Genomic DNA, 25,976 nt, shown 5'->3' on the forward strand with positions numbered 1-25,976 from the left:
TAGGCTCGGTCGGTGCTCGCGGAGGTGGTGGCGACCCGGTACGTGACGCCGCTGCGCGAGGGCGGGTCGCTGCCGGGGCTGATGGAGGCCGACGACCTCGGGGTCTACGTCGTCAAGTACGTCGGGGCGGGCCAGGGTCGTAAGGCGCTGGTCGCCGAGATCGTGGCCGGCCAGCTCGCCCGCGCGCTCGGCCTGCCCGTCCCCCGGCTGGTCACGGTGGACCTCGACCCGGCGCTCGCGGCGAACGAGCCGGACGAGGAGGTGCAGGACCTGCTCCGCGCCAGCGCGGGCCGCAACCTCGGCATCGACTTCCTGCCCGGCGCGCTCGACCTGGACGCCGGCGCGTTCGCCGTCGACGCCGACCTCGCGGCCCGGGTGCTGTGGTTCGACGCGCTCGTCGGCAACGTCGACCGGTCCTGGCGCAACCCGAACCTGCTGTTCTGGCACGGCCGGCCGTACCTCATCGACCACGGCGCGAGCCTCACTTTCCACCACCGGTGGTCCTCGGCGGGGGCGGCCGCGGGCCGGCCCTACGACGCGAGCGAGCACGCGCTGATCGGCGCGGGCGGCGACGTCGCGGCCGCGGACGCCGAGCTCGCATCCCGCGTCGACGCGGACCTGCTGCGTTCGGTCGTGGCCGACGTGCCCGACGAGTGGCTCCGCGACGAACCCGGCTTCGCCTCCCCCGCCGCCGTCCGCACCGCCTACGTGGACGCGGTGCTGGCCCGGCTGGCCGCCCGGGAGCAGTGGCTGGGTCCGCTGCGCGACACGGCCGCCGCCGCGCCGCGACGGGCGGCCCGGCCATCGGCCCGATCGACCACCCGGCCGGCGTGGCTGCGATGAGGGTCCCGTTCGAGTACGCGGTGATCCGTGTCGTCCCCCGCGTCGAACGCGGGGAGTTCGTCAACGCCGGCGTCATCGTCTACTGCCCCGAACACGCCTACCTGCGCGCGGCCGTCCACCTCGACGAGGCGCGCCTGCGCGCGCTCGACCCCGACGCTCCCGTTGCCGACGTGCACGCCGCCCTGGCCGCGCTCGCCGGCACCTGCGACGGCGAGGACGGGCCGGCGGCGGCCGACCGCATCGGGCAGCGCTTCCGGTGGCTCACCGCGCCGCGCAGCACCGTGGTGCAGCCCGGCCCGGTCCACACCGGCCTCACCGCGGGCCCGGACGTCGAGACCGATCGGCTGCTGCGGACGCTCGTGCTGCGCTGACTCCGTCCGCTTTTGGCGGCTCAGCGCAGCATGCTGCGCTGAGCCGCCAAAAGCGGACGGAGTCAGGTGACGCAGAGCTGACCGCGGAGTGCCGCGAACTGCGGCTCCGTCAGCGCGACGGACGTTGCGAGGCACCAGTCCCACCCGTCGTCGCGCCAGCGTCGGACGTCGTCGTAGCGCAGCTGGTCGGCCGCCGGCCACGGCTCGTCCGATGCGGGACGGCGCAGCACCGCGCCGTCGAGCTCCACGAAGAAGTCGGCGTGGAACGCGCCCGCGTCGTCCGCGTCGCGCAGCTCCAGTCCCAAGGCGACCGGCACGGTCACGTCGGCGAGCCCGTGCGACGCGAGCCAGTCTCCCCGCCACGCCGTGTCGCCGTCGGGCTCCGGCTCGTCGGCGTCGGGATCGAACTCCACCACGGGGCCGGTCCAGCGGAAGGTGTCCTGGGGCAGGTCGACCCCGAACTCGACCGACGTCCACTCCGTGACGCTGCCGAAGTCGTCGTTGCGGTAGGACAGCACGCGTCCGGTCGCGGCGTCGACGACCAGCTGCAGCGGGTGCGGCTTGTGCCGCGGCGCAGCCAGCTCGAAGGCCCAGGCCGGCCGCCCTAGGAACTCGATCCGCGTGGCGGGCCCGGTCAATCTCGTGAAGTCGTTGCCCTCCCACCGGCTGGGCATCAGCCGGCCGACGAGGTCGTCGGGCCACCCGCCGGTGTAACCGATCGACAGACGGCTCCTGTCGTCGTGGCGAGCCTGCTCACCGCCCGGTGCGACGAGCCACCGGTCGTCCGGCGTCTCGATCAGCCAGGGCTGCCCCGACATTGACTCGAGGCGATGCGAGTCGCCCTGGACCGTCAGCCGACCGTGGTTCTCCACCACCGCCAGCCGACCGAGCGTCGGATGCGTCTCGACGTGGTCCCACCACACGTCCTCGTCCTCGACGTCCTCGTCCCCGATGTCGATGTCGTCGTCCAGCTGCGTCGTCTCGCGGACGTGGAACGTGCCACGCATGCCACCGCCGTCGTCGCCGAAGCCCATGAGCACGATGAGCTCCGGCCACCCGATGGACGCAGCGTCGTCGGCCATCCTCAGGCGGCGCGGCGCAGGGCGGCGGCGATCAACCGGTCGACGAGGGTCGGGTAGTCGACGCCGGACGCCGCCCACACCCGCGGGAACAGCGAGATCGGGGTGAAGCCGGGCATGGTGTTGACCTCGTTGACGACGACGCGCTCGCCGGCGAGGAAGAAGTCGACCCGCGCCAGGCCGGCGCAGTCGAGCGCGGTGAACGCGCGGCACGCCGCGTTGCGGATCTCCGCGGTGAGCTCGTCCGCAAGCCGGGCCGGGATGTCGAAGTCGCATGCGTCGTCGAGGTACTTGGCGTCGAAGTCGTACCAGTCGTGCCCCGGACGCAGCCGGATCTCGGCCGGGACGCTCGCGTGGGGGGCCCCGGCGTCGTCCTCGAGCACGCCGCACTCGATCTCCCGCCCGCTGACGGCGGCCTCGACCAACACCTTGTCGTCGTGGCCGAACGCGGTGGCCACGGCGTCGTCGAGGGCCGCCCAGTCGTCCACGCGGGTGATGCCGACGCTCGACCCCGCCCGCGCGGGCTTGACGAACACCGGCAGGCCGAGGTGGTGCAGGTCCACCGCCGAGTAGGGCCGGCCACGCCGCAGGACCGCGAACTCGCCGACGTCCAGGCCCGCGGCCCGCAGCAGGATCTTGGTGAACTCCTTGTCCATGCCGGCGGCGCTCGCGAAGACACCGGGCCCGACGTAGGGCACGCCCGCCATCTCCAGCAGGCCCTGGATGGTGCCGTCCTCGCCGAAACGACCGTGCAGGACGGGGAAGACGACGTCCACCGACCCCAGCGTCTCGACGGCGGCGCCGGCCTCCAGCGGGACGAGGCGCGGCGCGTCGGGGTCCTGCGCCAGCACGACGGCGGTGCCCTTGTCGACCTCGGGCAGCGTGCGGCCGGTGATCGCCAGGGTCTCGGCCGACGCGTCGGTGAGCACCCACTTCCCGGCCGGCGTGATGCCGACGGGAACGACGTCGTAGCGCTCGGGGTCGAGGGCGGCCAGCACGCTTCCGGCCGAGACGACCGAGATCCCGTGCTCGCTGCTGCGCCCGCCGTACACGACGGCGACCCGGATGCGGCTGCCCACGAGCAGCGACCCTACCGGCCGGGACGTCGCGGCTCTTGCACGCCGCGCGACACGGCAGCGCGCCGTGGTCGGCTCAGCTCTCGGACTTCATCGAGCGTGACATCAGCAGCTCGAGCATCTGGGCCGGGGTCAGCCCGCGGAAGCAGACCGCCTCGACGGCGGCGGTGATGGGGACGTCGATGTCGTGGTGGCGCGCGAGCTCGAGCACCCCGCGGCACGACTTCACGCCCTCGGCCACCTGCCCGTGCGTGGCCTCCTGGGCCTGGTCGAGCGACTCCCCGCGACCGAGCCGTTCGCCGAACGAGCGGTTGCGCGACAGCGGCGAGTTGCACGTCGCGACGAGGTCGCCGAGGCCGGCCAGCCCCGCGAACGTCACCGGGTCGGCGCCGAGCCGTTCACCGAGACGCGCCGTCTCGGCCAGGCCCCGGGTGATGATCGAGGCGAGCGTGTTGTCGCCGAAGCGCATGCCCTGGGCGATGCCGCACGCGAGCGCGATGACGTTCTTGACCGCGCCGCCGAGCTCGCACCCGATGACGTCGGTGTTCGTGTACGGCCGGAAGTAGGGCGTGCCGCACAGCTTCTGCACCTCGATCGCCCGGGTGTCGTCCGCGCAGGCGACGACCGTCGCGGTGGGGTGCCGCTGGGCGATCTCGAGGGCCAGGTTGGGTCCGCTCACGACCGCGACCCGGTCGGCCGGCACCCCCGCGACCTCGACGATCACCTCGCTCATGCGCTTGGTCGAGCCGAGCTCGACCCCCTTCATCAGGCTGACGAGGGTCGCGTCCGCCGGCAGGTCCGCCGCCCACACCGCGAGGTTCTCGCGCAGGGTCTGCGAGGGGATGGCGATGGCGACCAGGTCGGCGTCACGGACGGCCGCGACGGGGTCGTGGGTGGCGACGAGCTCGGCCGGCAGCTCGACCCCGGGCAGGTAGTCCTCGTTGCGGTGCTCGGCGTTGATGCGGGTCGCGAGCTCGTCGCGGCGCGCCCAGAGCGTGACGTCGTTGCCGGCGTCGACCAGCACCTTGGCGAACGCTGTCCCCCAGGATCCGGCCCCGAGGACGGCGGCGCGGGTCATGCCACGTCGCCGCGACTCTCGCCGGCGCGCGTCCAGTGGAACAGCTCGCCGTCGGGCGCGGGACGGTCACGCAGCTCGGCGACGTCGACGCGCAGCCGCCGCATGATGACGTCGGTGATCTCGCGCAGCACCCGCGGCGTCGGCTCCTCCCCGCGGAAGTCGCCGAGGTCGATCGGCTCCCCGACGGACAAGACGTGCTTCGGCCGCGGGAAGAGCTTGATCTTCTTGTGGTACAGGTCGACCTGCTCCTGGACGCCCCACTGGGCGACGGGGACCACGGGCACGTCGGGCGCGAGCATCGCCAGCCGCGCGGCACCGGCCTTGCCGGCCATCGGCCACCCGTCCGGGTCGCGGGTGACCGTGCCCTCCGGATGCAGCACGATGACCTTGCCCTCGTTCAGCGCCCGGGTCGCGGCCGCGAGCGACTGCCGCGCATCGGTCGTGCCGCGGCGAACCGGGATGTGGCCCATGATCCGCATGCCCCACCCGACGGCGGGCACCGCGAAGATCGACTCCTTGGCCAGGAAGCGCGGCACCCGGCCCGCGTCCAGCACGAACTTCGAGACCAGGAAGGGATCGACGTGCGAGACGTGGTTGACGACGACGATGACCGGCCCCTGCTTGGGCAGCCGGTCGATGTGCCGGTAGCGCAACCGGAACAGCGCCGAGACCGGGTAGTAGAGCACGAGCCACACGAAACGCCAGCCCGGGCCCATCGGCTCCCCGTGGCCGGGTCCGCGTCGCTTCTCCAGCTTCGGCACTGACCACCCTCTCCTTCGTTCGCGGTGCCGCCGTACGTCCGTGTCGGTCCGCGTCTTCGCCGTGCAGTCTGCCCCATGGCAGTTCGTATGCTCGTAACCATGCGCTGGACGGTTGTCATCCCGGCGAAGTCACTCCCGGCGGCGAAGTCGCGGCTCGCCCCGATGAGCGTCGACGCCGCCGCGCACCGGCGACTGGTCGAGGCGATCCGCGCCGACACCGTGGCGGCGGCCGCGGCGGCCGACGGCGTGGCCCGCGTGCTGCTCGTGACCGACCGCGACGTCACCGCCGCGGCGGGCGCGCCGGACCGGCCCGGCGGGGTCGGCGAGCGCCTGGTGCAGACCCGTCCGGGCCTGAACGGCGCGGTGCGCGACGCCGCCGAGCACGCGGCGGAACGCTGGCCCGACGACGGCCTGGCCGTGCTCGTCGGCGATCTGCCCGCACTGCGCCCCGAGGAGCTCGCCGAGGTGCTGGCCACCGCCGGCGCCGGGACCGGATTCGTCCCCGACGCCGACGGGGTCGGCACCACGCTGCTCACCGCGGCGCCGGGGCACCCGCTGCGACCGGAGTTCGGTGGGGGCTCGGCCGCCCGCCACGCCCGCCACGCCCGGCCGCTCGTCGCCGGTCCGGGCCTGCGGCGCGACGTCGACACCGCGGCCGACCTCCGCGGCGCGGCGACAGACCTCGGCGTCGGGCCGGCCACCGCCGCGGTCCTCGACGCCACCGACACCACCGCTGCCGGCACCACTGCCGGCCCCGTCTCGACCGACACCGACGTCACGGTCCGTTCAACTTGTCTTGGCATGATCGGCGAATGACCACGGAGTCCGCACTGCCCAGCGCCGTCGCCGCCCTCGACCCGACGGACGCGGTCCCCGACGGCGACATGGACGCCGAGGTCACGCACGTCGACGACCTGCCCGACGACCGCTTCAGCAACCGCGAGCTGTCCTGGCTCGCCTTCAACGCCCGCGTGCTCGCCCTCGCCGAGGACGACGCGCAACCGCTGCTGGAGCGGCTGAAGTTCCTCGCCATCTTCGCCAGCAACCTCGACGAGTTCTACATGGTGCGCGTCGCCGGGCTGAAGCGACGGTCGGACATGGGGTTGCAGGTGCAGTCGGCCGACGGGCTGTCCCCCCGCCTCGTCCTCGCCGCGCTCGCCGACCGGACGCGCGAGCTCGTCGAGCGCCACGCCCGCTGCTTCCGCGACGAGGTCACGCCGCGACTCGAGGCCGAGGGCATCCACGTCCGCCGCTGGGACGACCTCGACGACGAGGAACGCGGCCGGTTGGCCGAGTACTTCCAGGCGAAGGTCTTCCCCGTGCTGACCCCGCTCGCGGTCGACCCGTCCCACCCGTTCCCCTACATCTCCGGCCTGTCGCTCAACCTCGCCGTGCTCGTGCGCGACCCCGACGAGCAGGTGCAGCGCTTCGCGCGGGTCAAGGTGCCCAACAACGTCCCGCGCTTCGTGGTGGTGTCCCAGAGTGCCGTCGAGGCGGAGTACCTGCCGCTGGAGGACCTCATCGCGGCGCACCTGTCGATGCTCTTCCCCGGGATGGAGGTCGTCGAGCACCACGTCTTCCGGGTCACCCGCAACGCCGACTTCGAGGTCGAGGAGGATCGCGACGAGGACCTTCTGCAGGCCCTCGAACGCGAGCTCGTCCGCCGGCGTTTCGGCCCCGCCGTCCGGCTCGAGGTCACCGACGACATCGACGACGAGGTCGTCGACCTGCTCGCCAGCGAGATCGACGTCGATCGCGACGACGTGATCCGCGTCCCCGGCCTGCTCGACCTCGGATCGCTGCACCAGATCTACGACATCGACCGACCCAACCTCAAGGAGCGGCCGTTCGTCCCGACGACGAATCCGCGCTTCGCCGAGGGCGAGACGCCGAAGTCGGTCTTCGCGACCCTGCGCGACGGCGACGTGCTGGTCCACCATCCCTACGAGTCCTTCGCGACCAGCACGCAACGCTTCATCGAACAGGCCGCCGCCGATCCGCGCGTCCTCGCCATCAAGCAGACGCTGTACCGCACCTCCGGCGACTCCCCCGTCGTCGACGCGCTCATCGACGCCGCCGAGGCGGGCAAGCAGGTCGTGGCGCTGGTGGAGATCAAGGCGCGCTTCGACGAGCAGGCCAACATCAAGTGGGCCAGGGCGCTCGAACGTGCGGGCTGCCACGTCGTGTACGGCTTCGTCGGGCTGAAGACCCACTGCAAGACCGCGCTGGTGGTGCGCCAGGAGGGCAACCAGATCCGCCGCTACGCGCACGTCGGCACCGGCAACTACAACCCCAAGACCGCGCGGATGTACGAGGACCTCGGGCTGTTCACCGCCGATCCCGACGTCTGTGCCGACCTCACCGACCTGTTCAACGTGCTCACCGGCTACTCCCGCCAGACCGACTACCGGTCGCTGCTCGTCGCGCCGCAGGGCATCCGTGCCGGCCTCATCGAGCGCATCGAGCGCGAGATCGAGCACGCGAAGGCGGGCAAGGACGCGCTGATCCGCTTCAAGACGAACCATCTCGTCGACGAGCAGACGATCGACGCGCTGTACCGCGCATCCCGCGCGGGGGTGCGGGTCGAACTGCTCGTCCGCACCTTCTGCACCATCCGCGCCGGCGTCCCCGGCCTCTCGGACAACATCCGGACCCGCTCGATCCTGGGCCGGTTCCTGGAGCACTCGCGCATCTACTACTTCGGCGGTGACGGGTCACCCGAGTACTGGATGGGGTCCGCCGACCTGATGCACCGCAACCTCGACCGCCGCGTCGAGGTGCTGTGCCAGGTCGCCGACCGCAGCGCCCGGGCGCACCTGCAGAGCTGTCTGGACGCCGCGTTCGACGAGAACACCGCGGCCTGGGACCTGCAGCCCGACGGCAGCTGGAAGCACTCCGCCACCGGCCGCGACTTCCAGGAGCTGCTGACCAAGCGGCTCGCCGACCGCGGCGAGTGACGATGGCCTCCGACGTGGTCCGGGCCGCCGGCGGCGTCGTCTGGCGGGTCCGCGACGGGCAGGTCGAGCTCGCCGTCGTGCACCGACCTCGCTACGACGACTGGTCGCTGCCCAAGGGCAAGCTCGAACGGGGCGAGAGCGAGCTCGCGGCCGCCGTGCGCGAGGTGGGCGAGGAGCTCGGTTCGACCGTCGCGGTGTCGCGGCGGCTGACGCGCGTCGAGTACACCTACGGCGAGGTCGCCGACGCCGCCGGCGCGACGAGCAAGACCGTCGCCTATTGGGTCATGCGCCACGTCGACGGCACCTTCACGCCGTCGGACGAGGTCGACGCCGTGCAGTGGCTCGCCCCCAAGGCCGCGGCGGCGCAGCTGAGCTACGAGGTCGAGCGCCGGGTGCTCGACGAGTACGACGCGACGCCGTTGCCCGACTCGACGGTGGTGCTCGTCCGGCACGCCAAGGCGGGCAAGCGCAGCGAGTGGCGGGGCGACGACGCGCAGCGCCCGCTCGACGCCACGGGGGTCGAGCAGGCCGGGCGGCTCGTCGAGTTCCTCACCCGGTTCGTGCCCGACCGCGTGCTCTCGGCCGACCCCGTCCGCTGCGTGCAGACGGTGACCCCGCTGGCCGAGGCTCTCGGCGTGCAGGTGGCGGTCGACCCCGCGTTCTCCGACGACGACTTCGCCGCCGCGCCGATCGCGGCCGAACACGCCCTGCTCGCCCTGGCCCGGCCCGGACGGGTCACCGTCGTCTGCAGCCAGGGGTCCGCGATCCCCGGCCTGCTCGCCGCCGTGGCACCGTGGCTCGGCGACGTCGAGACCAAGAAGGGCGCCGCCTGGGTGCTCTCGACCGTCGACGGGGTCGTCTCGGCCGCGGACTACTACCCGCACGCGTCGCGCTGAGCGGCATCGCACCGACGCTCGGCGGGGACGGCCGAGGGCGTCCGATCCCGACCTGATCGGCCGCGGTCGGACGCCCTCGTCGTAGTGGCGGTGCGCGTCGTTACGCGCGCTTCTTCGCCGGGGCCTTCTTCGCCGCCTTGCGGGCCGGAGAGCCGCTCGCCAGGGTCTTGGCCGCCGCCTTCTTGACCGCAGGCGAGGACTTCTTCGCCGCGAGCTTCTTGGCCGCCGCCTTCTTCGCCGGCGCCTTCTTCGCGGCGGCCTTCTTGGCCGGCGCCTTCTTGGCCGGCGCCTTCTTGGCCGGCGCCTTCTTGGCCGGCGCCTTCTTCGCGGCGGCCTTCGTCGCCGGCGCCTTCTTCGCTGCGGCCTTCTTGGCGGGTGCCTTCTTCGCGGCCTTCTTCGCGGCCTTCTTCGCGGCCTTCTTCGCGGCCTTCGTGACCGGCGCGCCACTGCCCAGCGCGGAACCCGCGGCGGACTTGGTCGCCGGCCCGCTCGACGAGGACGCCAGCTTGCGGGCGGCCGACTTCTTGGCCGCCTTGGCCGGCGCCGCCGAGGCCGCCTGCGCCTTCTTGGCCGCGCGCTTCACCGACGGCGACTTGCGCACCGCGGCCACAATGTTGGCCGGCGCCTCGCGCACGGCCTCGACCGCGTCCTGCACCGCCGTCGACGCACGCTCCTGCGCGTCCTGCAGCACGGACTGCGCGTCCTTCACGACCGCGGCGGCCCGCGAGGGCGCCTCCCGTGCCGACTCGTAGGCCCGCGTCACCGCCGCCTGGGTGCGCTCGGAGCGCTCCCGCAGGACCTCGGTCGCGCCGCCGGCCACCTGCCGGAACTCGCTGCCGGGGCGGAAGGCCGGGACGCGCGAGGCCGCGACGCTCACCTGCTCGCCGGTCGCGGGGTTACGCGCGGTGCGCGCCGCGCGGTCCCGGCGCTCGAACACGCCGAAGCCGGTGATCGCGACCTTCTCGCCCCGCGCCACTGCCGCGTAGACGCTGTCGATGACCGCGTCGAGGGCGGCGGCCGCACGCTTCTTGTCACCGTCGAGACGCTCGGCAAGCATGTCGACGAATTGAGCCTTGTTGGGCACTAGTCCTCCCGGGGACCGGTTCGCTCGACCAATCGTGGTCTCGTCCGATCGTCACGCTAGGCCGTCAGGGCGCGTCGAACAACGCGAACCGCCTGTCTCACAAGGAAAAGGTCAGACCTTCGCCGTCGGGAGCCATCGGCTGCGCCGCGTCTCGAACGCGTCGACGGCGTCGGTGTGCCGCAGTGTGAGCCCGATGTCGTCGAGGCCCTCCAGCAACCGCCAGCGCGAGTAGTCGTCCAGCTCGAAGTCGTGGATCTCGCCCGCCCAGCGGACGTTGCGCTCGACGAGGTCGACGGTCACCTCGGTGGTCGGGTCCTCCTCGATGTCGTCCCACAACCGCTGCACGATTTTCTCCGGCAGCTGCACGGTGAGCAGACCCGCCTTGAGCGAGTTGCCGCGGAAGATGTCGGCGAAGCGCGGTGAGATGACGACCTTGAAGCCGTAGTCGTTGAGGGCCCAAACCGCGTGCTCGCGTGAGCTGCCGGTGCCGAAGTCGGGCCCCGCGACCAGGATTGTGGCGCCGTCGTAGCGCGACTGGTTCAGCACGAAGTCCGGCTCGTTCGTGCGCCAGGCGTGGAACAGGCCGTCCTCGAAACCGGTGCGGGTCACGCGCTTGAGGTAGACGGCCGGGATGATCTGGTCGGTGTCGACGTTGCTGCGGCGCAGTGGCACGGCGGTACCGGTGTGGACGGTGAAGGTGTCCATTGCTGGTCCTCGTCTCGGGTCGTCGGTGGCTAGAGGTCGGCCGGACTGGCGAGGTGGCCGGTGACGGCGGTCGCGGCCGCGACGAGCGGCGACACGAGGTGCGTCCGGCCGCCCTTGCCCTGCCGCCCCTCGAAGTTGCGGTTGGACGTGGAGGCGCTGCGCTCCCCCGGTGCGAGCTGGTCGGGGTTCATGCCCAGACACATCGAGCAGCCGGCCTGCCGCCAATCCGCCCCGGCCGCGACGAAGATCTTGTCGAGCCCCTCGTCCTCGGCCTGCCTGCGGACCCGCACCGACCCGGGGACCACGAGTACCCGCACGCCGTCGGCGACGCGGCGGCCGTCGAGAATTTTCGCAGCTGCGCGCAAATCCTCGATCCGACCGTTGGTGCACGACCCGACGAACACGGTGTCGACCGCGATGTCGCGCAGCGGCGTGCCCGCGGTCAGCCCCATGTAGGCGAGCGCCTTCTCGGCCGCCTGGCGGTCGTCGTCGTTCTCGAAGCTCCGCGGGTCGGGCACGTTCGCCGACAACGGCGCGCCCTGACCCGGGTTCGTCCCCCAGGTGACGAACGGCGTGATGTCGGCGGCGTCGAGCACGATCTCGGCGTCGAACTCGGCGTCGTCGTCGGTACGCAGGCTGCGCCAGTACTCGACGGCGGCGTCCCAGTCTGCCCCCTTCGGGGCGTGGTCGCGGTCCTTCACGTACGCGAAGGTCGTCTCGTCCGGGGCGATCATGCCGCAGCGCGCACCCCACTCGATGCTCATGTTGCAGACCGTCATGCGGCCTTCCATGGTCATGCCCTCGAACGTGGAGCCGCGGTACTCGACCATGTAGCCCTGGCCGCCGCCGGTGCCGGTGCGGGCGATGACGGCGAGGATGACGTCCTTGGGCGTGACGCCGTCGGCGAGCTCGCCGTTCACGGTGACGGCCATCGTCCTGGGACGATCCATGGGCAGCGTCTGCGTGGCGAGGACGTGCTCGACCTGACTGGTGCCGATGCCGAACGCGATGGCGCCGAACGCACCATGCGTGGACGTGTGCGAGTCGCCGCAGACCATCGTCATGCCCGGCTGGGTGATGCCCAGCTGCGGCCCGATGACGTGGACGATGCCCTGCTCGGCGTCGCCCATCGGGTAGATGCGCACGCCGAACTCTTCGCAGTTGTGCCGCAGCGTCTCGATCTGCGTGCGGCTCACCTCGTCGGCGATGGCCTGCGTGCCGACCAGGGGCAGGGTGTAGTCGGTGGGAGTGTTGTGATCCTCGGTCGCCAGCGTGAGGTCGGGTCGGCGCACCGGCCGTCCGGCGAGGCGCAGCCCCTCGAACGCCTGCGGGCTGGTGACCTCGTGGATGAGGTGCATGTCGATGTAGAGCAGATCGGGCTCGCCCGGGGCCGAGCGGACCACGTGACTGTCCCAGACCTTCTCCGCGAGCGTCTTGCCCATGTCGACCTCCGAGGTGCGCTTGCGTCTCATTATTCGAGACAATAGTATCGCTGTGTGGGACAGCCTAACAGTGATCCGGTGCAGAGCGGTATCGGTGTCGTCGACAAGGCGGTCGGCATCCTGGCCTCGGTGGCCGACGCCCCGCGTGCGCTCGCCGAGCTCGTCGACGTCACCGGGGTGCCCCGCGCCACCGCGCACCGGCTCGCCGTCGCGCTCGAGGCGCATCGCCTGCTCGCGCGCGACACCGAGGGCCGCTTCGTGCTCGGCCCGCGGGTCGGCGAGCTCGCCGCGGCCCTGCCCGATCCGGTCGTGTCCGCCGCGGCGCCCGTCCTCGCCTGGCTGCGTGACGAGTGCGGCGAGAGCACGCAGCTCTACCGGCGCGACGGCGCGGAGCGAGTCTGCGTCGCCGCGGCCGAACGCAGCTCGGGCCTGCGCACCACCGTGCCCGTCGGCAGCCGGCTGCCGCTCACCGCGGGCTCGGGTGCCCAGGTGCTGTGCGCCTGGGCCGACCCCGCGTCGCTCGCGGGCGTGCTCGACCTGGCCGAGTTCACGCCGCGGGCGCTGGCCGACGTGCGCCGCCGCGGGTGGGCGCAGTCGGTGGGGCAGCGCGAGGCCGGCGTCGCCTCCGTCTCGGCCCCGGTGCTCTCGGCGGACGGCGAACTGCTCGCCGCCATCTCGACCTCCGGCCCGATCGAGCGGCTCGGCCGCTCCCCCGGTCAGCGGCTCGGGCCGCTGCTCACCGCCGGGGCCCGTCGCATCACCCTCGCGCTCGCCGGTTGACCACCTCCCACCCCGTCCCCATTCCGCCGAGTGGTCGCTCACGCGCCGAGTGGTCGCTGTTTCGGTGACCACTCGCCGTCCTGATCGACCACTCGAAGACGGGGACGGTGCCCCAACAGCTCGGGGCGACGTCGCCGGACGATCGCGCGCAGCTCCGGGCCGATCTGCCAGGGCCGCGCGAACACCTCCGCCGGGCCGTACTGCAGCTCCAGCCAGCCCTCTGCCCGCAGGTCGGCCGATCGGGTGATGTCGCGGCGCATCCGATCGAGGCGCGCGTGATCGCCGCCCTGATACTCGAGCGCGATCTTCGCCGCAGCCAGCGAGAGGTCCGGTTCGGCGAGCCAGCCGCCGTCGCCGCGGTGCACCGGGACGTTGACGTCCCACCTCGGCAGATCCGGCGCCGATGCGGCGATTCGCAGGTGACTCTCCGGGCGTGATCGCGATCGCGCGTCCAGCAGCGGCAGTGCCGTCCGCGCGCGGCGCACACCCCGACCGCCCACGCTACGTCGCACGGCGGCCTCGAGCTCGGCCGCGGTGGTGCCGGCGCGCAGCGCGCTGTCCCCCGCCGCGACGAGGGCCGGCAGCGACAACAACGGCGCGAGGTCGACCCAGGTACGGGCGGGCGAGGTCACCGGCACGCCGTGGAGCACGACCACGTCACCCTCGACGAGCTGGCGCCGGTGGGCGCGGACGTCCGCGCGCCGACTACGCAGCATCGCGTGACCCGGCCGAAGCGGTTCGGCGACCGCGACGTGTAGGTCGTCGTCGAATCCCGGCAGCCAGTAGCGGTGCAGTCGCCCCGCGGTCGTCAGGCACACCGCGGACTCGTCTCCGCACGCCGCCAGCACCGCGGTGCAGCGCGCGAGGAGGTCCCACCATTCCTGCGTCGTCGTCACGGGGGCGACGGTGCCGCTCCGCGCAGCCGGGCGCGAGCCCACCGGACCGGGTGTGGACGGCCGCCCGTCGTCCACAGGCGTGGCGGCACCGATGACTCGACAAGTGCTCCCCCTTCGCCGAGTGGTCGCTCAGGCGCCGAGTGGTCGCGCTTTCTGCGACCACTCGGCATCCTGACCGACCACTCGGCGAAGGGGCACGGCGAGAAGGAACGGCCGGGTCAGGTCACCAGGACGTGGCGACGTAGGTGGTCTCCAGGTACTCCTCGATGCCCTCGAAGCCGCCCTCGCGGCCGAGGCCGGATTGTTTGACGCCGCCGAAGGGCGCGGCGGGGTCGCTGACGATGCCGCGGTTGAGCCCGACCATGCCGACCTCGAGCTTCTCGCTGACACGCAGGCCGCGCGCGAGGTCGCGGGTGTAGACGTAGCCGGTCAGCCCCATCTCCGAGCCGTTGGCGACGGCGATCGCGTCCTCGTCGTCGCGCACCGTGATGATGGGCGCGACAGGACCGAAGATCTCCTCCGTCGCGGCGGCCGAGTCACGCGGCACGTCGGTGAGCACGGTGGCCTCGTAGAAGAAGCCGGCGCGTTCGGGCGTCGACCCACCCAGGACGACGGTGGCGCCGGCGTCGACGGTGCGCGTGACCTTGTCCGCGATCCCGGCCTGCTGCTTGGCGTTCACCATCGGGCCGAGCTTGGTCGACTCGTCGGTGCCGGCGCCGAGCGTCAGCTCGCCCATCTTCGCGGCGAGCTTCGTGGCGAACTCGGCCGCGACGGACTCCGCGACGAGGAAGCGGTTGGCCGCGGTGCACGCCTGCCCACCGTTGCGCATCTTCGCGAGCATCGCACCCTCGACCGCGGCGTCGAGGTCGGCGTCGTCGAGGACGAGGAACGGGTCGTTGCCGCCGAGCTCCATCGAGGAGTCCACGACGCGGTCGGCGGCCTGCTTGAGCAGCAGGCTGCCCACCCCGGTGGAGCCGGTGAACGACAGCTTGCGCACCCGGCCGTCGGCCAGGGCGCGCTCCACGACGGGGCCGGGCACGTCACTGGTGATCACATTGACCACGCCGGCCGGCGCGCCGGCGTCGGTCAGCACCTGCGCCAGCACGAGCGCGGTCAGCGGGGTGTCCTCGGCCGGCTTGAGCACGACCGCGCAGCCGGCGGCGAGTGCCGGGGCCAGCTTGCGGGTCGCCATCGCCGCCGGGAAGTTCCACGGCGTCAGCAGCAGCGCGACGCCGAACGGCTTCTTGAACGTGACGATCCGGTTCGCTCCCGACGGCGACGTCCGTACCTCGCCGCCCACGCGAACGGCCTCCTCCGAGTACCACCGGAAGAACTCGGCGGCGTACGTCACCTCCGCCCGGGAGTCCGTCAACGACTTGCCCATCTCGAGCGACATCAGGTAGGCGATGTCCTCGCTGCGCGCGGTCATCAGCTCGAACGCCTTGCGCAGCACCTCCGCGCGTTCGCGCGGCGCCTTCGCCGCCCATCCCGGATGCGCGGCGGCGGCCGCCGCGATCGCGTCGTCCACGTCGGCGTCGCCGGCCTTGGCGACCGCTGCGACGACCGCGCCGGTCGACGGGTCGAGGACGTCGAAGGTGCCGTTCGCTCCGTCGCGCCATTCGCCGTCGACGTACAGCTGGGTCGGCGTGCCGGCAGGGAGGGTCATCGCTGCACCTTCGTTCTCGTCGATCGGGTCATGTCGTGTCGTGCCCACCCCCACCCGGCCCGAAACGTCACCGTGATGTGCTCCCGGCTGCCCGGTCGCTGCCCCTCCGTGCCCGGATCGTCCGATACCGGCCTGGCGGTGCGTTTGCCGGACGATGATCATCGTGCGCACTCAGCTTCCCGCGGGCCGGGCCGATGACTGGTACGAGGACCGGCATTGGGTCCGTACCAGGCCACAGCGGAGAAACGATGCACAAGCTGCGTAACCGGCGGATCGAGACCACGACCGCGAGCGTCGAACAGCCACGGGACGTCGAGGCCGTCGAGCAGGTGCTCGACCGGCTCGACCGCGGGGTCGCCGGCGGCGAGGAGGCCAGCCGGGTCATCGTCGAGACGCTGTCCGAGGCCCTCAACCTCTCCTACGGCGCCGCATGGGACCGCCGCCCCGACGGCCGCTTCCGGCTGACGGCAGAGACCGGCGAGCTGGTCGGCACGCTCAGCACCGTCATCCGACCGGGCAACACGCTCGAGCCGACGGACGGGCTGCTCGGCGACGCGGTCCGCACCAAGGACGCGGTGCGCTCCGACGCGACCGCCGACGCCCTGCACTGCGAGCGCTGGCAGACCGCCAAGCGGGCCGGCATGAACTTCGGCGCCACCGTGCCGATCGTGGAGGGCGACGCCGTCGTCGCGGTCTTCGAGTACTACAGCCGCGACGAGCTGCCGTTCTTCGGCCCCCGGGCCGAGAAGTGGCGCTCGCTGTCGCGCATCGCCGCCCTGGCCCGGCGGCAGGCCGTCGCCGCCGCCGAGCTCGAGCAGACCATCAACGACCGCTCGGCCGTCACCAAGGTCGTCGACCGCATCGGCGAGGTCAACGACGTCGACTCCGCCCTGCGGGCCGGCCTCGAGACGGTGCGCAGCGCATTCGGCTGGGCGTACGGCTCCTACTGGGCGCTCGACGAGGCCGACAACGTGCTGCGGTTCAAGATGGAGTCGGGCTCGGCCGGCGACGAGTTCCGCCGCGTCACGCTGGCCGCGTCGTTCGCCGAGGGCGTCGGGCTCTCCGGCCGGGCGTGGCAGACCCGCAAGCTGTACTTCGTCAAGGACCTCGCCGAGCTCACCGACTGCGTGCGCGCACCCGCCGCGCAGCGCGCGGGCGTCCGCTCCGGCGTGTGCTTCCCGATCATGGTCAACGGCAAGGTCATCGGGACGATGGACTTCTTCACCAGCGAGATGATCGACCTGTCTCCCTCGCGCGCCTCGGCGTTGAGCAACGTCGGTCAGCTCGTCTCGCAGCGGCTCGCGGTGCTCAAGCGGGTCGAGACCGACGCGCATCGGGCGCAGGACCTGCTGCAGACCGTCCACGACATGCGTGCCGCCTCGGCCGAGGCCGACTCGGTCGCCGCCCAGGCGAGCGCCCGCGCGAACGCCATGAGCGAAGAGGTGCAGCAGCTGCGGCAGGCCTCGACCGCGATCGGCGACGTCATCAAGATCATCTCCGACATCGCGAACCAGACGAACCTGCTCGCGCTCAACGCGACGATCGAGTCGGCGCGGGCCGGCGAGGCGGGCAAGGGCTTCGCGGTCGTCGCCGGCGAGGTGAAGGAGCTCGCCAACGAGACCGCCCGTGCCACGACTCGCGTCTCGGAGCAGGTGGCGGGCATCCAGCAGAGCAGCCGCTCGGTGTCCGAGGGCATCACGGGCACGCTGGAGACCATGACCGAGCTGGACTCCATCCAGCTGCGCATCGCCGACATCCTGGCGACGCAGGCCGAGATGGCCACGGCGTTCGAGCGCGACTGACACCACACCGCCCCGCGGCGACTTGCATCTCAGTGCACGACTGTGCACTGTGGCAGGACTGGCCACGGTGGACGGGGGTTGCGGTGCGCAAGGACGAGATGCGGGACGCGGGCACGCTCGCCGGAACCACGCTGCACGAGGTCGCGGGCACCGCGCGCGACGTCCACCGGGCCGTGGCCGACCGGTTGTTCGGGCTCGCCGGTCGGCCGGGCGCGGCTATCAAGCTGGCGCACGACGGCATCGCCGCGATCGCCTACGGCAGCACCCGTCTCGGGGTGAGGTACCTGCCGCCCGCCGTCGGGATGATCGCGGGCGCGGTGCAGGACCCGACGGCGGAGTCCGTCCACGACCACCGCACCGGCCGTTCGGTGCTCGGCGCGATCAGCGGCATCGTCGGCGACCGGATGGCCGTCGAGTCCGCCGCGGTCGCCCCGCAGATGCGCATGCGGCTCGGCAGCGGCCCGCTGCGGCGCGTCGCCGGCAACGTCGCCCACGACGCCCGCTCGGCGAGCGTCCCGGTCGGCGGCCGCCTCGTCGTCTTCGTGCACGGGCTGTGCGAGTCCGACCTCTGCTGGTCCTGGGCCGCGGAGCGGCGGTGGGGCGACCGCACCGCCACGTACGGCTCCAAGCTGCACGACGACGACGGCTGGACGCCGCTCTACGTGAACTTCAACACCGGCCTGCACATCTCCGGCAACGGCCTCGAGTTCGCCGAGCAGCTCGAGGAGCTGGTGGCGGGGTGGCCGGTCCGCGTCACCGAGATCGCGCTGATCGGCCACTCGCTCGGCGGTCTGGTCGCGCGCAGCGCGGCACACCAGGGGCACGAGCTCGGCCACGCCTGGGTCGGGCGACTGCGCCACATCGTCGGCCTCGGCACGCCCCACCTCGGGGCACCGCTCGAGCGCTACGTCAACCGCGGGACGCACCGGCTCGCCCGCCGGCCGGAGACCCGCCCGTTCGCCGCCCTGCTCAACCAGCGCAGCGTCGGGATCAAGGACCTGCGTCACGGCTCCGTCGTCGAGGCCGACTGGCTCGACTTCGAGGCCGACGACCCGACCGACAACTGCACGCCGGCCTCGCTCGTGCCCGGCGTCGCCTACTCCATGGTGTCGGCGACGCTGTCGCGCGAGCCCGACGGGATCTTCGCCCACGACCTGCTCGTGCAGCACGGCAGCGCGCACGGCGTGGGGGCGGTCCGCTCCATCGCGTTCGAAGCCGACCGCTCCCACACGATCGCCGGGGGCAAGCACCACTTCGACCTGCTCGCCGACGCGACGGTCTACGACAAGGTGCGGGGCTGGCTCGCCGGGGGCGACGGCGCCGCCGCCCCGGTCGACTCCCCGCGGACGACGAGCGGTGAGCGGCGTCGGTCACGGTCGTCTCGACCGAGGACCTGATCGAAGGAGCGCGCAATGCGGTAGGACACTCGGGAGACATCCCCGTCGCGAAGGAGCGCCCACCGTGAGCCGCAACCCCTACGCCGACCTCCCCGAGGTCCCGAGCTTCGACGTCACCAGCACCGACGTCGCGGACGGCCGCCCGCTGGCCGACCCGCAGGTGTCGGGGGTGATGGGCGCCGGTGGCGAGGACGCCTCGCCGCAGCTGTCGTGGTCCGGCGCGCCCGAGGGCACCAAGAGCTACGCCGTCACCGTGTACGACCCGGACGCCCCCACCGCCAGCGGCTTCTGGCACTGGGCGGTGTTCGACATCCCCGCCTCGGTCACCGAGCTGCCCACGAACGCGAGCAAGGACGGCCTGCCCGACGGGGCCGTGCAGCTGAACAACGACGGCGGTTTCGCCGGTTACGTCGGCGCCGCGCCGCCGGCCGGGCACGGCCCGCACCACTACTACGTGGTGGTCCACGCCGTGGACGTCGAGCGCCTGGACATCCCGGCCGAGGGGTCCTGCGCGTTCCTCGGCTTCAACCTCTTCAGCCACTCGCTCGGCCGCGCCACGCTCGTCCCGACGTACGAGGTGCAGGGATGAGCCAGCACGTCAACGGGGTGATCGCCCGCGCGAAGGGCGCCCCCGTCGAGGTCGTCACGATCGTCGTGCCGGACCCCGGGCCGGGCGAGGCCCTGGTGAAGGTCGAGGCGTGCGGGGTCTGCCACACCGACCTGCACTACCGCGAGGGCGGCATCAACGACGAGTTCCCGTTCCTGCTCGGTCACGAGGCGGCCGGGACCGTCGAGGCGGTGGGCGAGGGCGTCACCGACGTCGCGCCCGGGGACTTCGTCATCCTGAACTGGCGCGCCGTGTGCGGCGAGTGCCGCGCCTGCAAGCGCGGCGAGCCGCAGTACTGCTTCGCCACCCACAACGCCACGCAGAGGATGACGCTCGAGGACGGCACCGAGCTCTCCCCCGCGCTCGGCATCGGCGCGTTCTGCGAGAAGACGCTCGTCGCCGCCGGGCAGTGCACCAAGGTCGACTCGTCGGCGCCGGCCACCGCGGCCGGACTGCTCGGCTGCGGCGTCATGGCCGGCGTCGGGGCCGCGATCAACACCGGCGGCGTGAAGCGCGGGCAGAGCATCGCCGTCATCGGCTGCGGCGGGGTCGGGGCGGCGGCGATCGCCGGAGCCCGCATCGTCGGTGCGGCGAAGATCATCGCCATCGACTTCGACGACCGGAAGCTCGGCCTGGCCGAGGAGTTCGGCGCCACCCACACCATCAACTCCAAGGACCTCGACCTGGACGGCGTCGTCGCCGCCGTCCAGGACCTCACCGGTGGTTTCGGGGCCGACGTCGTCGTCGAGGCGGTCGGCCGGCCCGAGACCTACCAGCAGGCCTTCTACGCCCGCGACCTCGCCGGCACCGTGGTGCTCGTCGGTGTGCCCAATCCCGAGATGACCCTCGAGCTGCCGCTGATCGACGTCTTCGGCCGCGGCGGCGCGCTCAAGTCGTCCTGGTACGGCGACTGCCTGCCGTCGCGCGACTTCCCGCTGCTGATCGACCTGTTCCAGCAGGGCCGCTTCCCGCTCGACAAGTTCGTCACCGAGACGATCGGCATCGGCGACGTCGAGGCAGCCTTCGACAAGATGCACCGCGGCGAGGTGCTGCGTTCGGTGGTGACGCTGCCGTGACCGCGCGCATCGACCACACCACCACCAGCGGCACCTTCAGCCTCGACGGCGGGACGTGGGACGTCGAGAACAACGTGTGGGTCGTCGGCGACGACGAGCAGTGCGTGGTGATCGACGCCCCGCACGACGCCGCCCCGATCGCCGAGCTGATCGGCGAGCGGACGCTCCTCGCCGTCCTGTGCACGCACGCCCACGACGATCACGTGACGGTCGCGCCCGAGCTGGCCGACCGGTTCGCGGCACCGGTGTACCTGCACCCCGACGACGTCGAGCTGTGGCGCATGACCTACCCGGAGGGCGAGTTCTTCCCGCTCGCGGACGGTCAGACCTTCCCGGTGGCCGGCATCGAGCTCGAGGTCGTCCACACCCCCGGGCACGCGCCGGGCGCGGTCTGTTTCCGGGCGGCCGACCTCGACGCGGTCTTCACCGGTGACACCCTGTTCCAGGGCGGCCCCGGCGCGACCGGGCGGTCGTACTCGGACTTCGACACCATCGTCGCGTCCATCCGATCCCGGCTGCTCACCCTGCCGCCGGCGACGGTCGTCCACACCGGCCACGGCCCGGACACCACCATCGGCGACGAGGCGGCCGGCGCCGACGGGTGGACCAAGCCCGAGTAGCGCCGCCAGCCGGGCGAGGCGGCCGGCCGCGGACGTCAGTCGCGGGCGCGGACGACCAGCACGAGCGCGGTCGCGGCGAGCGCGGCCACCAGCCCCGCGAAGACGAGGCCGGCCGGGACGAGGCCCACGCCGGCGGCGAGGGCGCCCTCGCCGATGACCGGGACGGCGATGCCGACGTAGAGCACGACGAAGAACGTCGAGGTGATCGCGCCGCGTTCGTCGGCCGGGCTCGCCCCGGCGACCGATCCCAGCCCGGCGCGGAAGCTGAGGCCCTGTCCGTAGCCGGCGACCAGCGCGCCCGCGACGAGGAGGACCAGCTGCTCGGCGGCGAGGCTCGTGCCGACCAGCACCATGCCGGCGATGAGCGCGCCGCACCCCACGGGCAGCGCGCGGTCGAGCCCGAGGCGGTCCGACTGCGTCTGGCCCCCGACCGACCCCGCGAAGATGCACAGCACCACGGCCCCGACCACGGCCGCGTTGTGCTGCCCCAGCACGTCGCCCAGGAAGGCGGGCGACACGGCGGTGAACAGTCCGAGCACGGCGAAGCCGGCGAATCCCGCGACCGCCGCGCGGGTGAACGCGGCCCGCAGCTCGGGCGGCACGTGCAGCGCACGCGGTGCGAGCCGGGGCCGCCGAGCCCGCTCGACGGGCTCGCGGGTCGCGAGCACGCAGGCCGTGGCGAGCACGACGAGGCCGAGATCGACGACGAAGCACAGCCGCAACGGCAGCGGCGCGTATTGCGTGAGCACCCCGGCCAGCAGCGGGCCCAGGCCCAGGCCGCCCATGTTGACCGCGGCCGCGACGAGGCCGGCCCGGGCGCGGCCCCGCTCCGGGGCGAGGTCGACGATCGTGGCGGTGGCGGTGCCGGTGAAGATGCCGGCCGACACCCCCGACAGCAGCCGTCCCACGAACAGCCAGCCCAGCGCTCCGGGCAGCAGGAAGGCGCCGGCGGACAGCGCCGACAGCGCGAGCCCGAGCAGCAGCAGCGGACGCCGGCCGAGCTGGTCTGACCAGTGCCCGAACAGCAGCAGCCCACCGGTCACGCCGACGGCGTACGTCGCGAAGACGACGGTCGTGACGAGCTCGTCGAAGCCGAACTGCACCGCGTACTTCGGATACAGCGGCGTGGGCAGGGTCGTCCCCAGCATGGCGACGACGAAGGCCAGGCCGACGAGGGAGACGCCGGCCCATCCGGTGCGCCGGCCGAACGGGGCGGCCCCCGTCACTCCCCGGCGCCGGTCAGCTCCGCCACCTGCTCACGGGTCAACCGCACGCCGGCCGCGTCGACGTTCTCCTCGAGGTGGGCGACCGAGGAGGTCCCCGGGATCGGCAACACGATCTGCGCGCGGGCCAGCAGCCACGCGAGCGCGACCTGCGAATGCGTGGCACCGAGGTCCTTGGCGATCTCGTCGACCGGACCGCCCGGCTTGGCGAGCTCGCCCGCGGCGATCGGGAACCACGGGATGAACCCGATGCCCTCGCGTGTGCAGTAGTCCACGATGTCCTCGGACTTGCGCTCGGTGAGGTTGTAGAGGTTCTGCACGGTCGCGATCTCGGCGACCTCACGGGCCGCGTCGATCTGCTCGACCGTCACCTCCGACAGGCCGATGGCGCCGATCTTGCCCTCGTCCTGCAGCTTCTTCAGCTCGCCCACCTGGTCCTCGGCCGGCACCGACGAGTCGATGCGGTGCAGCTGGAACAGGTCGATGCGCTCGACGCCGAGCCGCCGTAGGCTGAGCTCGCACTGCTGGCGCAGGTACTCCGGACGCCCGACCGGCTGCCAGATGTCGGGACCGTGCCGGGTCAGACCCGCCTTGGTCGCGACAAGGACGTGCTCGGGGTACGGGTGCAGCGCCTCGCGGATGATCTCCTCGCTGACGTGCGGGCCGTAGGAGTCGGCGGTGTCGATGAAGTCGACGCCCAGCTCGACCGCGCGTCGGACCACCCGGACGCACTCCTCGCGATCGGCGGGCTCACCCCAGATACCGGGACCGGTGAGCCGCATCGCGCCGAAGCCGAGCCGGTGGACGGTCCTGTCCCCGATCTCGAACGTCCCGGAGCGGTGGTTGGCGAGCTCGGTGTCGACCATGGGCGGCAGTCCTTCCGTCACGAACGAAGTCCGTGAGGGCCTACCCGCGCCGCGTGCCGTCCTCCCGGCGCGGCGCAACCCCGAGGACCTGCGGCGAGCGGGCCGGGGTGGCCGGAACCTGCCGCACCCGCGATGTCGGATGGAAGGGACCCGTGACGGTCGTTACGGTGGTTAACCATGACGGACCTACCGCAGGCCGGACTCGCCGAGGATGCGTCCCTGGCCCTCGAGGACCAGCTCTGCTTCGCACTGTACGCCGCGAGCCGGGCCATGACCGCGCGCTACCGCCCGGTCCTGGACGAGCTCGGTCTGACGTATCCACAGTACCTCGTCATGATCGTCCTCTGGGACGACGGGACCTCGACGGTGAGCCACATCGGCGAACGGCTGCGGCTGGACTCGGGCACGCTGTCGCCGCTGCTCAAGCGGCTCGAGGCGCGCGAGCTCATCCGCCGCGCCCGGCGCACCGACGACGAGCGCTCGGTCGACATCTCCCTCACCGACGCGGGCCTCGCGCTGCGCGACCGCGCGCAGTTCGTGCCCCAGCGCATCAGCCGACTGCTGTCCGACATCGACATCAGCCGACTGCGAGGGCAGCTTCGCACGCTGGAGAACAGGCTGGCCGACCTCACCTGAGCCGCCCGCCCGAAGGGGCGGACGTCACGCGACACGAGCGTTGTCGCGGAATTAGGCGCGGGTACCACGTGGTTGACAGCGGTTGACGTATCACCGAGAAAAGCGAGGCAACCCATGCCCACCCGTACCGCACGCACCGCCTGGAACGGCGGACTCCAGGACGGCTCCGGCCAGGTCGAGCTCACCAGCTCGAAGGTCGGCACCTACGACGTGTCGTTCCCCAAGCGCGCGGCCGACGACGCCGGCGGCACCACCAGCCCCGAGGAGCTCATCGCCGCGGCCCACTCGTCCTGCTACGCGATGCAGCTCTCCGCCCTGCTCGCCGAGGCCGGCGGCACGCCGCAGTCGCTCGACGTCACCGCCGACGTGTCGCTGGGGCCGGACCCCGCCGGCGGCTTCCGCCTCACCGGCATCACGCTCACCGTGCGTGGTGAGGTCGACGGCCTCGACGCCGACGGCTTCGCGAAGGCAGCCGACGCCGCCAAGGCCGGCTGCCCGGTGAGCAAGGCCCTCACCGGCGTCGAGATCACGCTGGACGCCGCGCTCGAGAGCTGAGTCGGCACCCCCGGACACCATCCGACGACCCCAGCTGTGCTGCGGCGCAGCTGGGGTCGTCGTTCGTCCTCCTCGTCGTCCGTGGGGTCGCTCCGATCGCCACGCCGGTGACGGGTCAGCCGGCGAGGTCGACGGCCCGCCGGAGCGCAGCCGTCGCCCGCTCCTGCTCGTAGGCCCACACCACGCCGCAGCCGAACGCCGCCTGCCCGCGCGCCGTCGCGGCGGTCCGGGCGACGAAGTCCGCGGCCACCACCGAGTCCTGGTGCACGCCGAGGCGGGCCTGCAGCTTCCTGGCCCGCTTCTCGATGCGCGCCGCGTGCTTGCCCGCCGCGCCGCCGGCCTCGTCGACGAAGGCGACCACGTAGCGGACCCGCTTCGCGGCCTTCCGCGCGCCGTGCAGCCGGTGCGGCGAGTCGCCCGCCCTGGCGAGCCGGCGATCGAGGTCCTTCGCGCCGGCGCGCACGTAGCGGGCGAGGCGGGCGCGCGGCGCGTCGGCGACGGAGGTGAACGCCGGGTTGGTCGTCCACTGCCGCAGCGTGCGCAGCAGCGCCAGGTACCGGCGACCGGTCATGGCCTTCGTGAGGGCGGCCCGGGCCGCCGCCTCGTCGGCGCGCAACGCGCCGTCGAGCAGGTCGACCGTCCCGGCGAGGTCGAGACTCTCGCGCCGCGCAAGTTCGGCGTGCGTCTCGTCGAGGTGATCGCGCAACACCTGCGCGTCGCGCACCGCGCCAAGCAGCGCCGACAGCCACTGCAGCTCCGTGTCGAGCAGCTCGCGCGGCTCGGCCTCGGCGATCGTCACCACCCGCAGCGCGCTGCGCACGCGGCGGATCGCGACGCGGAAGGGATGGATCGCGTCCTCGCCGCGGCGTAGGCCGAGGTCGGCGAGCACGATCGCGGTGCGCTGCTCGGCGAGGAAGGCACGCACCACGTCGCCCACCGTCTGACCGGGCGCCGGGGGGACGTCGCGCCGCTCCACGGCGCCGGCGCGCACCAGCCGCGCGACCGCGGTGTCGAGGAACGGGCCGTCCCACCCCGCCACCTCGACGTGACGCCGCTCGGCCAGCTCGGCACCCGACCCGCCGTCCCGGGCGGCACCGGAGCGGACGTCGGTGCTGCGGACGTCGGTGATCGTCCCGACCTCGACGCCGTCGGCGGACAGGACGCGGTGCACGGTGCGCTCGGCCGTGGTGCGGCCGGCGGAGCGCAGGGCCCCGCCCGCGCGCACGCCGAGCAGCAGCTCGCGCAACGCCGCGGGGACCCCGCGACCCTCGGCGGGGAACTCGCTGCTGGCGCCGCCGACGGTCAGCGTCCACGTCGCGTCCGTGCCGGCGGAGCGGCGCAGCGACACCCCGGCCGCGGCGAGATCGCCGTCGGCGGTGTCGTGGGTGGTCACGGTGTCGTGCCCGCTCGCGGTCTCGACGCTTCCGCCCGGGGGGACGATCCGCTTGCCGAGCTTGGGCATCGTCCAGTCGAGCGGGACGTCGAGGACGCGCGCTTCGTCCGCAGTACCGGTCATGGGGTTTCGCGAGGCTCCGTCCACGGGTCGAGGGGCGGGTCCGT

The 25,976-nt window shown here is 72.8% G+C and carries 25 protein-coding genes; 13 read left to right on the forward strand and 12 right to left on the reverse strand.

Annotation, left to right across the window (positions count from 1 at the left end; translation table 11 throughout):
- The first annotated feature begins 12 nt into the window (after nucleotides 1-12).
- Nucleotides 13-843, forward strand: coding sequence for a HipA family kinase (locus tag BUE29_RS02200; protein WP_073385325.1), 831 nt, complete (start codon nucleotides 13-15; stop codon nucleotides 841-843).
- Nucleotides 840-1,214, forward strand: coding sequence for a DUF3037 domain-containing protein (locus BUE29_RS02205; RefSeq protein WP_073385327.1), 375 nt, complete (start codon nucleotides 840-842; stop codon nucleotides 1,212-1,214). The genes BUE29_RS02200 and BUE29_RS02205 overlap by 4 nt, the downstream gene beginning before the upstream one ends.
- 62 nt (nucleotides 1,215-1,276) lie before the next feature.
- Here the strand turns inward: BUE29_RS02205 and BUE29_RS02210 are convergent, their stop codons facing one another.
- From BUE29_RS02210 to BUE29_RS02225, 4 genes are all read right to left on the reverse strand, one after another.
- Nucleotides 1,277-2,296, reverse strand: coding sequence for a hypothetical protein (locus tag BUE29_RS02210; protein ID WP_073385329.1), 1,020 nt, complete (start codon nucleotides 2,294-2,296; stop codon nucleotides 1,277-1,279).
- 2 nt (nucleotides 2,297-2,298) lie between these two features.
- A complete protein-coding gene (locus BUE29_RS02215) occupies nucleotides 2,299-3,378 on the reverse strand; it encodes a D-alanine--D-alanine ligase family protein (RefSeq protein ID WP_073385331.1) in 1,080 nt (359 codons plus the stop codon).
- A 67-nt stretch (nucleotides 3,379-3,445) separates the two neighbouring features.
- Nucleotides 3,446-4,447 carry an NAD(P)H-dependent glycerol-3-phosphate dehydrogenase gene (locus BUE29_RS02220; RefSeq protein ID WP_073385333.1) on the reverse strand — a complete coding sequence of 334 codons (1,002 nt, stop codon included), beginning with the start codon at nucleotides 4,445-4,447 and terminating at the stop codon, nucleotides 3,446-3,448.
- Nucleotides 4,444-5,208 (reverse strand): lysophospholipid acyltransferase family protein, encoded by a 765-nt coding sequence (locus BUE29_RS02225; protein ID WP_200800003.1) that lies wholly within the window; start codon nucleotides 5,206-5,208, stop codon nucleotides 4,444-4,446. Before BUE29_RS02225 ends, BUE29_RS02220 begins: the two co-directional genes overlap by 4 nt.
- A 99-nt stretch (nucleotides 5,209-5,307) precedes the next feature.
- Between BUE29_RS02225 and cofC the strand changes: the two genes are divergently transcribed.
- Genes cofC through BUE29_RS02240 form a run of 3 tightly spaced genes read left to right on the forward strand, consistent with a single transcriptional unit; the run spans nucleotide 5,308 to nucleotide 9,061 of the window.
- Entirely contained in the window at nucleotides 5,308-6,024 is a 717-nt protein-coding gene (gene cofC, locus BUE29_RS02230; protein ID WP_234971313.1) for a 2-phospho-L-lactate guanylyltransferase, read from the forward strand.
- A complete protein-coding gene (locus BUE29_RS02235; RefSeq protein ID WP_084180613.1) occupies nucleotides 6,021-8,165 on the forward strand; it encodes an RNA degradosome polyphosphate kinase in 2,145 nt (714 codons plus the stop codon). Before cofC ends, BUE29_RS02235 begins: the two co-directional genes overlap by 4 nt.
- Nucleotides 8,166-8,167: 2 nt before the next feature.
- A complete protein-coding gene (locus tag BUE29_RS02240) occupies nucleotides 8,168-9,061 on the forward strand; it encodes an NUDIX hydrolase (protein WP_073385341.1) in 894 nt (297 codons plus the stop codon).
- Nucleotides 9,062-9,161: 100 nt separating this feature from the next.
- On the opposite strand, the gene BUE29_RS23335 is transcribed toward BUE29_RS02240, so the two are convergent.
- From BUE29_RS23335 to leuC, 3 genes are all read right to left on the reverse strand, one after another.
- Complete coding sequence (locus tag BUE29_RS23335) at nucleotides 9,162-10,145, reverse strand: HU family DNA-binding protein (RefSeq protein WP_268766564.1); 984 nt, start codon at nucleotides 10,143-10,145, stop codon at nucleotides 9,162-9,164.
- Nucleotides 10,146-10,256: 111 nt separating this feature from the next.
- Nucleotides 10,257-10,850, reverse strand: a complete 594-nt coding sequence (leuD, locus tag BUE29_RS02250; RefSeq protein WP_073385346.1) for a 3-isopropylmalate dehydratase small subunit — start codon at nucleotides 10,848-10,850, stop codon at nucleotides 10,257-10,259.
- Nucleotides 10,851-10,879: 29 nt separating this feature from the next.
- A complete protein-coding gene (gene leuC / locus BUE29_RS02255) occupies nucleotides 10,880-12,292 on the reverse strand; it encodes a 3-isopropylmalate dehydratase large subunit (RefSeq protein ID WP_073386840.1) in 1,413 nt (470 codons plus the stop codon).
- A 78-nt stretch (nucleotides 12,293-12,370) separates the two neighbouring features.
- Between leuC and BUE29_RS02260 the strand changes: the two genes are divergently transcribed.
- Nucleotides 12,371-13,072: an IclR family transcriptional regulator gene (locus BUE29_RS02260; protein ID WP_073385349.1), complete on the forward strand. Its 702-nt coding sequence runs from the start codon at nucleotides 12,371-12,373 to the stop codon at nucleotides 13,070-13,072.
- A gap of 38 nt (nucleotides 13,073-13,110) precedes the next feature.
- Here BUE29_RS02260 and BUE29_RS02265 read toward each other — a convergent pair whose 3' ends face one another.
- A complete protein-coding gene (locus BUE29_RS02265) occupies nucleotides 13,111-13,968 on the reverse strand; it encodes a hypothetical protein (RefSeq protein ID WP_143167936.1) in 858 nt (285 codons plus the stop codon).
- 223 nt (nucleotides 13,969-14,191) lie between these two features.
- Nucleotides 14,192-15,634: an NAD-dependent succinate-semialdehyde dehydrogenase gene (locus tag BUE29_RS02270; RefSeq protein WP_073385355.1), complete on the reverse strand. Its 1,443-nt coding sequence runs from the start codon at nucleotides 15,632-15,634 to the stop codon at nucleotides 14,192-14,194.
- A gap of 248 nt (nucleotides 15,635-15,882) precedes the next feature.
- Here BUE29_RS02270 and BUE29_RS22985 point away from each other — a divergent pair, with 248 nt between their 5' ends.
- The 5 genes from BUE29_RS22985 to BUE29_RS02295 all read left to right on the forward strand — a co-directional run bounded on the left by BUE29_RS22985 (nucleotide 15,883) and on the right by BUE29_RS02295 (nucleotide 21,136).
- On the forward strand, nucleotides 15,883-17,436 hold the full coding sequence (locus tag BUE29_RS22985; RefSeq protein WP_073385358.1) for a GAF domain-containing protein: 1,554 nt from the start codon (nucleotides 15,883-15,885) through the stop codon (nucleotides 17,434-17,436).
- 83 nt (nucleotides 17,437-17,519) lie between these two features.
- Nucleotides 17,520-18,833, forward strand: coding sequence for an esterase/lipase family protein (locus BUE29_RS02280; protein ID WP_084180615.1), 1,314 nt, complete (start codon nucleotides 17,520-17,522; stop codon nucleotides 18,831-18,833).
- Nucleotides 18,834-18,897: 64 nt separating this feature from the next.
- Nucleotides 18,898-19,422 (forward strand): YbhB/YbcL family Raf kinase inhibitor-like protein, encoded by a 525-nt coding sequence (locus tag BUE29_RS02285; RefSeq protein WP_073385361.1) that lies wholly within the window; start codon nucleotides 18,898-18,900, stop codon nucleotides 19,420-19,422.
- Entirely contained in the window at nucleotides 19,419-20,516 is a 1,098-nt protein-coding gene (locus BUE29_RS02290) for an S-(hydroxymethyl)mycothiol dehydrogenase (RefSeq protein WP_073385363.1), read from the forward strand. The genes BUE29_RS02285 and BUE29_RS02290 overlap by 4 nt, the downstream gene beginning before the upstream one ends.
- Nucleotides 20,513-21,136 (forward strand): MBL fold metallo-hydrolase, encoded by a 624-nt coding sequence (locus BUE29_RS02295; RefSeq protein WP_073385365.1) that lies wholly within the window; start codon nucleotides 20,513-20,515, stop codon nucleotides 21,134-21,136. Before BUE29_RS02290 ends, BUE29_RS02295 begins: the two co-directional genes overlap by 4 nt.
- Before the next feature lie 35 nt (nucleotides 21,137-21,171).
- Here the strand turns inward: BUE29_RS02295 and BUE29_RS02300 are convergent, their stop codons facing one another.
- Together BUE29_RS02300 and BUE29_RS02305 are read right to left on the reverse strand one after the other, a co-directional pair.
- A complete protein-coding gene (locus tag BUE29_RS02300) occupies nucleotides 21,172-22,362 on the reverse strand; it encodes an MFS transporter (RefSeq protein WP_084180616.1) in 1,191 nt (396 codons plus the stop codon).
- Nucleotides 22,359-23,225 (reverse strand): aldo/keto reductase, encoded by an 867-nt coding sequence (locus BUE29_RS02305; RefSeq protein ID WP_073385366.1) that lies wholly within the window; start codon nucleotides 23,223-23,225, stop codon nucleotides 22,359-22,361. The genes BUE29_RS02300 and BUE29_RS02305 overlap by 4 nt, the downstream gene beginning before the upstream one ends.
- 177 nt (nucleotides 23,226-23,402) lie before the next feature.
- Between BUE29_RS02305 and BUE29_RS02310 the strand changes: the two genes are divergently transcribed.
- On the forward strand, nucleotides 23,403-23,861 hold the full coding sequence (locus BUE29_RS02310; protein WP_073385367.1) for a MarR family winged helix-turn-helix transcriptional regulator: 459 nt from the start codon (nucleotides 23,403-23,405) through the stop codon (nucleotides 23,859-23,861).
- Nucleotides 23,862-23,975: 114 nt separating this feature from the next.
- Nucleotides 23,976-24,416, forward strand: a complete 441-nt coding sequence (locus tag BUE29_RS02315) for an OsmC family peroxiredoxin (RefSeq protein WP_073385369.1) — start codon at nucleotides 23,976-23,978, stop codon at nucleotides 24,414-24,416.
- Between the two features lie 115 nt (nucleotides 24,417-24,531).
- Here BUE29_RS02315 and BUE29_RS02320 read toward each other — a convergent pair whose 3' ends face one another.
- Nucleotides 24,532-25,932, reverse strand: a complete 1,401-nt coding sequence (locus BUE29_RS02320) for a CYTH and CHAD domain-containing protein (RefSeq protein ID WP_073385372.1) — start codon at nucleotides 25,930-25,932, stop codon at nucleotides 24,532-24,534.
- Nucleotides 25,933-25,976 lie beyond the last annotated feature (44 nt).

Origin of the sequence: Jatrophihabitans endophyticus (genome assembly GCF_900129455.1) — a bacterium.
GTDB classification, from domain to species: Bacteria; Actinomycetota; Actinomycetes; order Mycobacteriales; family Jatrophihabitantaceae; genus Jatrophihabitans; species Jatrophihabitans endophyticus.

Excerpts from the sequence above, each read along its gene's own strand:
- leuC (WP_073386840.1), bottom strand. The coding sequence starts at position 12,292 with ATGGGCAAGACGCTCGCGGAGAAGGTCTGGGACAGTCACGTGGTCCGC.
- BUE29_RS02235 (WP_084180613.1), top strand. The coding sequence starts at position 6,021 with ATGACCACGGAGTCCGCACTGCCCAGCGCCGTCGCCGCCCTCGACCCG.
- BUE29_RS02270 (WP_073385355.1), bottom strand. The coding sequence starts at position 15,634 with ATGACCCTCCCTGCCGGCACGCCGACCCAGCTGTACGTCGACGGCGAA.
- BUE29_RS22985 (WP_073385358.1), top strand. The coding sequence starts at position 15,883 with ATGCACAAGCTGCGTAACCGGCGGATCGAGACCACGACCGCGAGCGTC.
- cofC (WP_234971313.1), top strand. The coding sequence starts at position 5,308 with ATGCGCTGGACGGTTGTCATCCCGGCGAAGTCACTCCCGGCGGCGAAG.
- BUE29_RS02240 (WP_073385341.1), top strand. The coding sequence starts at position 8,168 with ATGGCCTCCGACGTGGTCCGGGCCGCCGGCGGCGTCGTCTGGCGGGTC.
- leuD (WP_073385346.1), bottom strand. The coding sequence starts at position 10,850 with ATGGACACCTTCACCGTCCACACCGGTACCGCCGTGCCACTGCGCCGC.
- BUE29_RS02220 (WP_073385333.1), bottom strand. The coding sequence starts at position 4,447 with ATGACCCGCGCCGCCGTCCTCGGGGCCGGATCCTGGGGGACAGCGTTC.
- BUE29_RS02210 (WP_073385329.1), bottom strand. The coding sequence starts at position 2,296 with ATGGCCGACGACGCTGCGTCCATCGGGTGGCCGGAGCTCATCGTGCTC.
- BUE29_RS02305 (WP_073385366.1), bottom strand. The coding sequence starts at position 23,225 with ATGGTCGACACCGAGCTCGCCAACCACCGCTCCGGGACGTTCGAGATC.
- BUE29_RS02315 (WP_073385369.1), top strand. The coding sequence starts at position 23,976 with ATGCCCACCCGTACCGCACGCACCGCCTGGAACGGCGGACTCCAGGAC.
- BUE29_RS02310 (WP_073385367.1), top strand. The coding sequence starts at position 23,403 with ATGACGGACCTACCGCAGGCCGGACTCGCCGAGGATGCGTCCCTGGCC.
- BUE29_RS02290 (WP_073385363.1), top strand. The coding sequence starts at position 19,419 with ATGAGCCAGCACGTCAACGGGGTGATCGCCCGCGCGAAGGGCGCCCCC.
- BUE29_RS02320 (WP_073385372.1), bottom strand. The coding sequence starts at position 25,932 with ATGACCGGTACTGCGGACGAAGCGCGCGTCCTCGACGTCCCGCTCGAC.
- BUE29_RS02205 (WP_073385327.1), top strand. The coding sequence starts at position 840 with ATGAGGGTCCCGTTCGAGTACGCGGTGATCCGTGTCGTCCCCCGCGTC.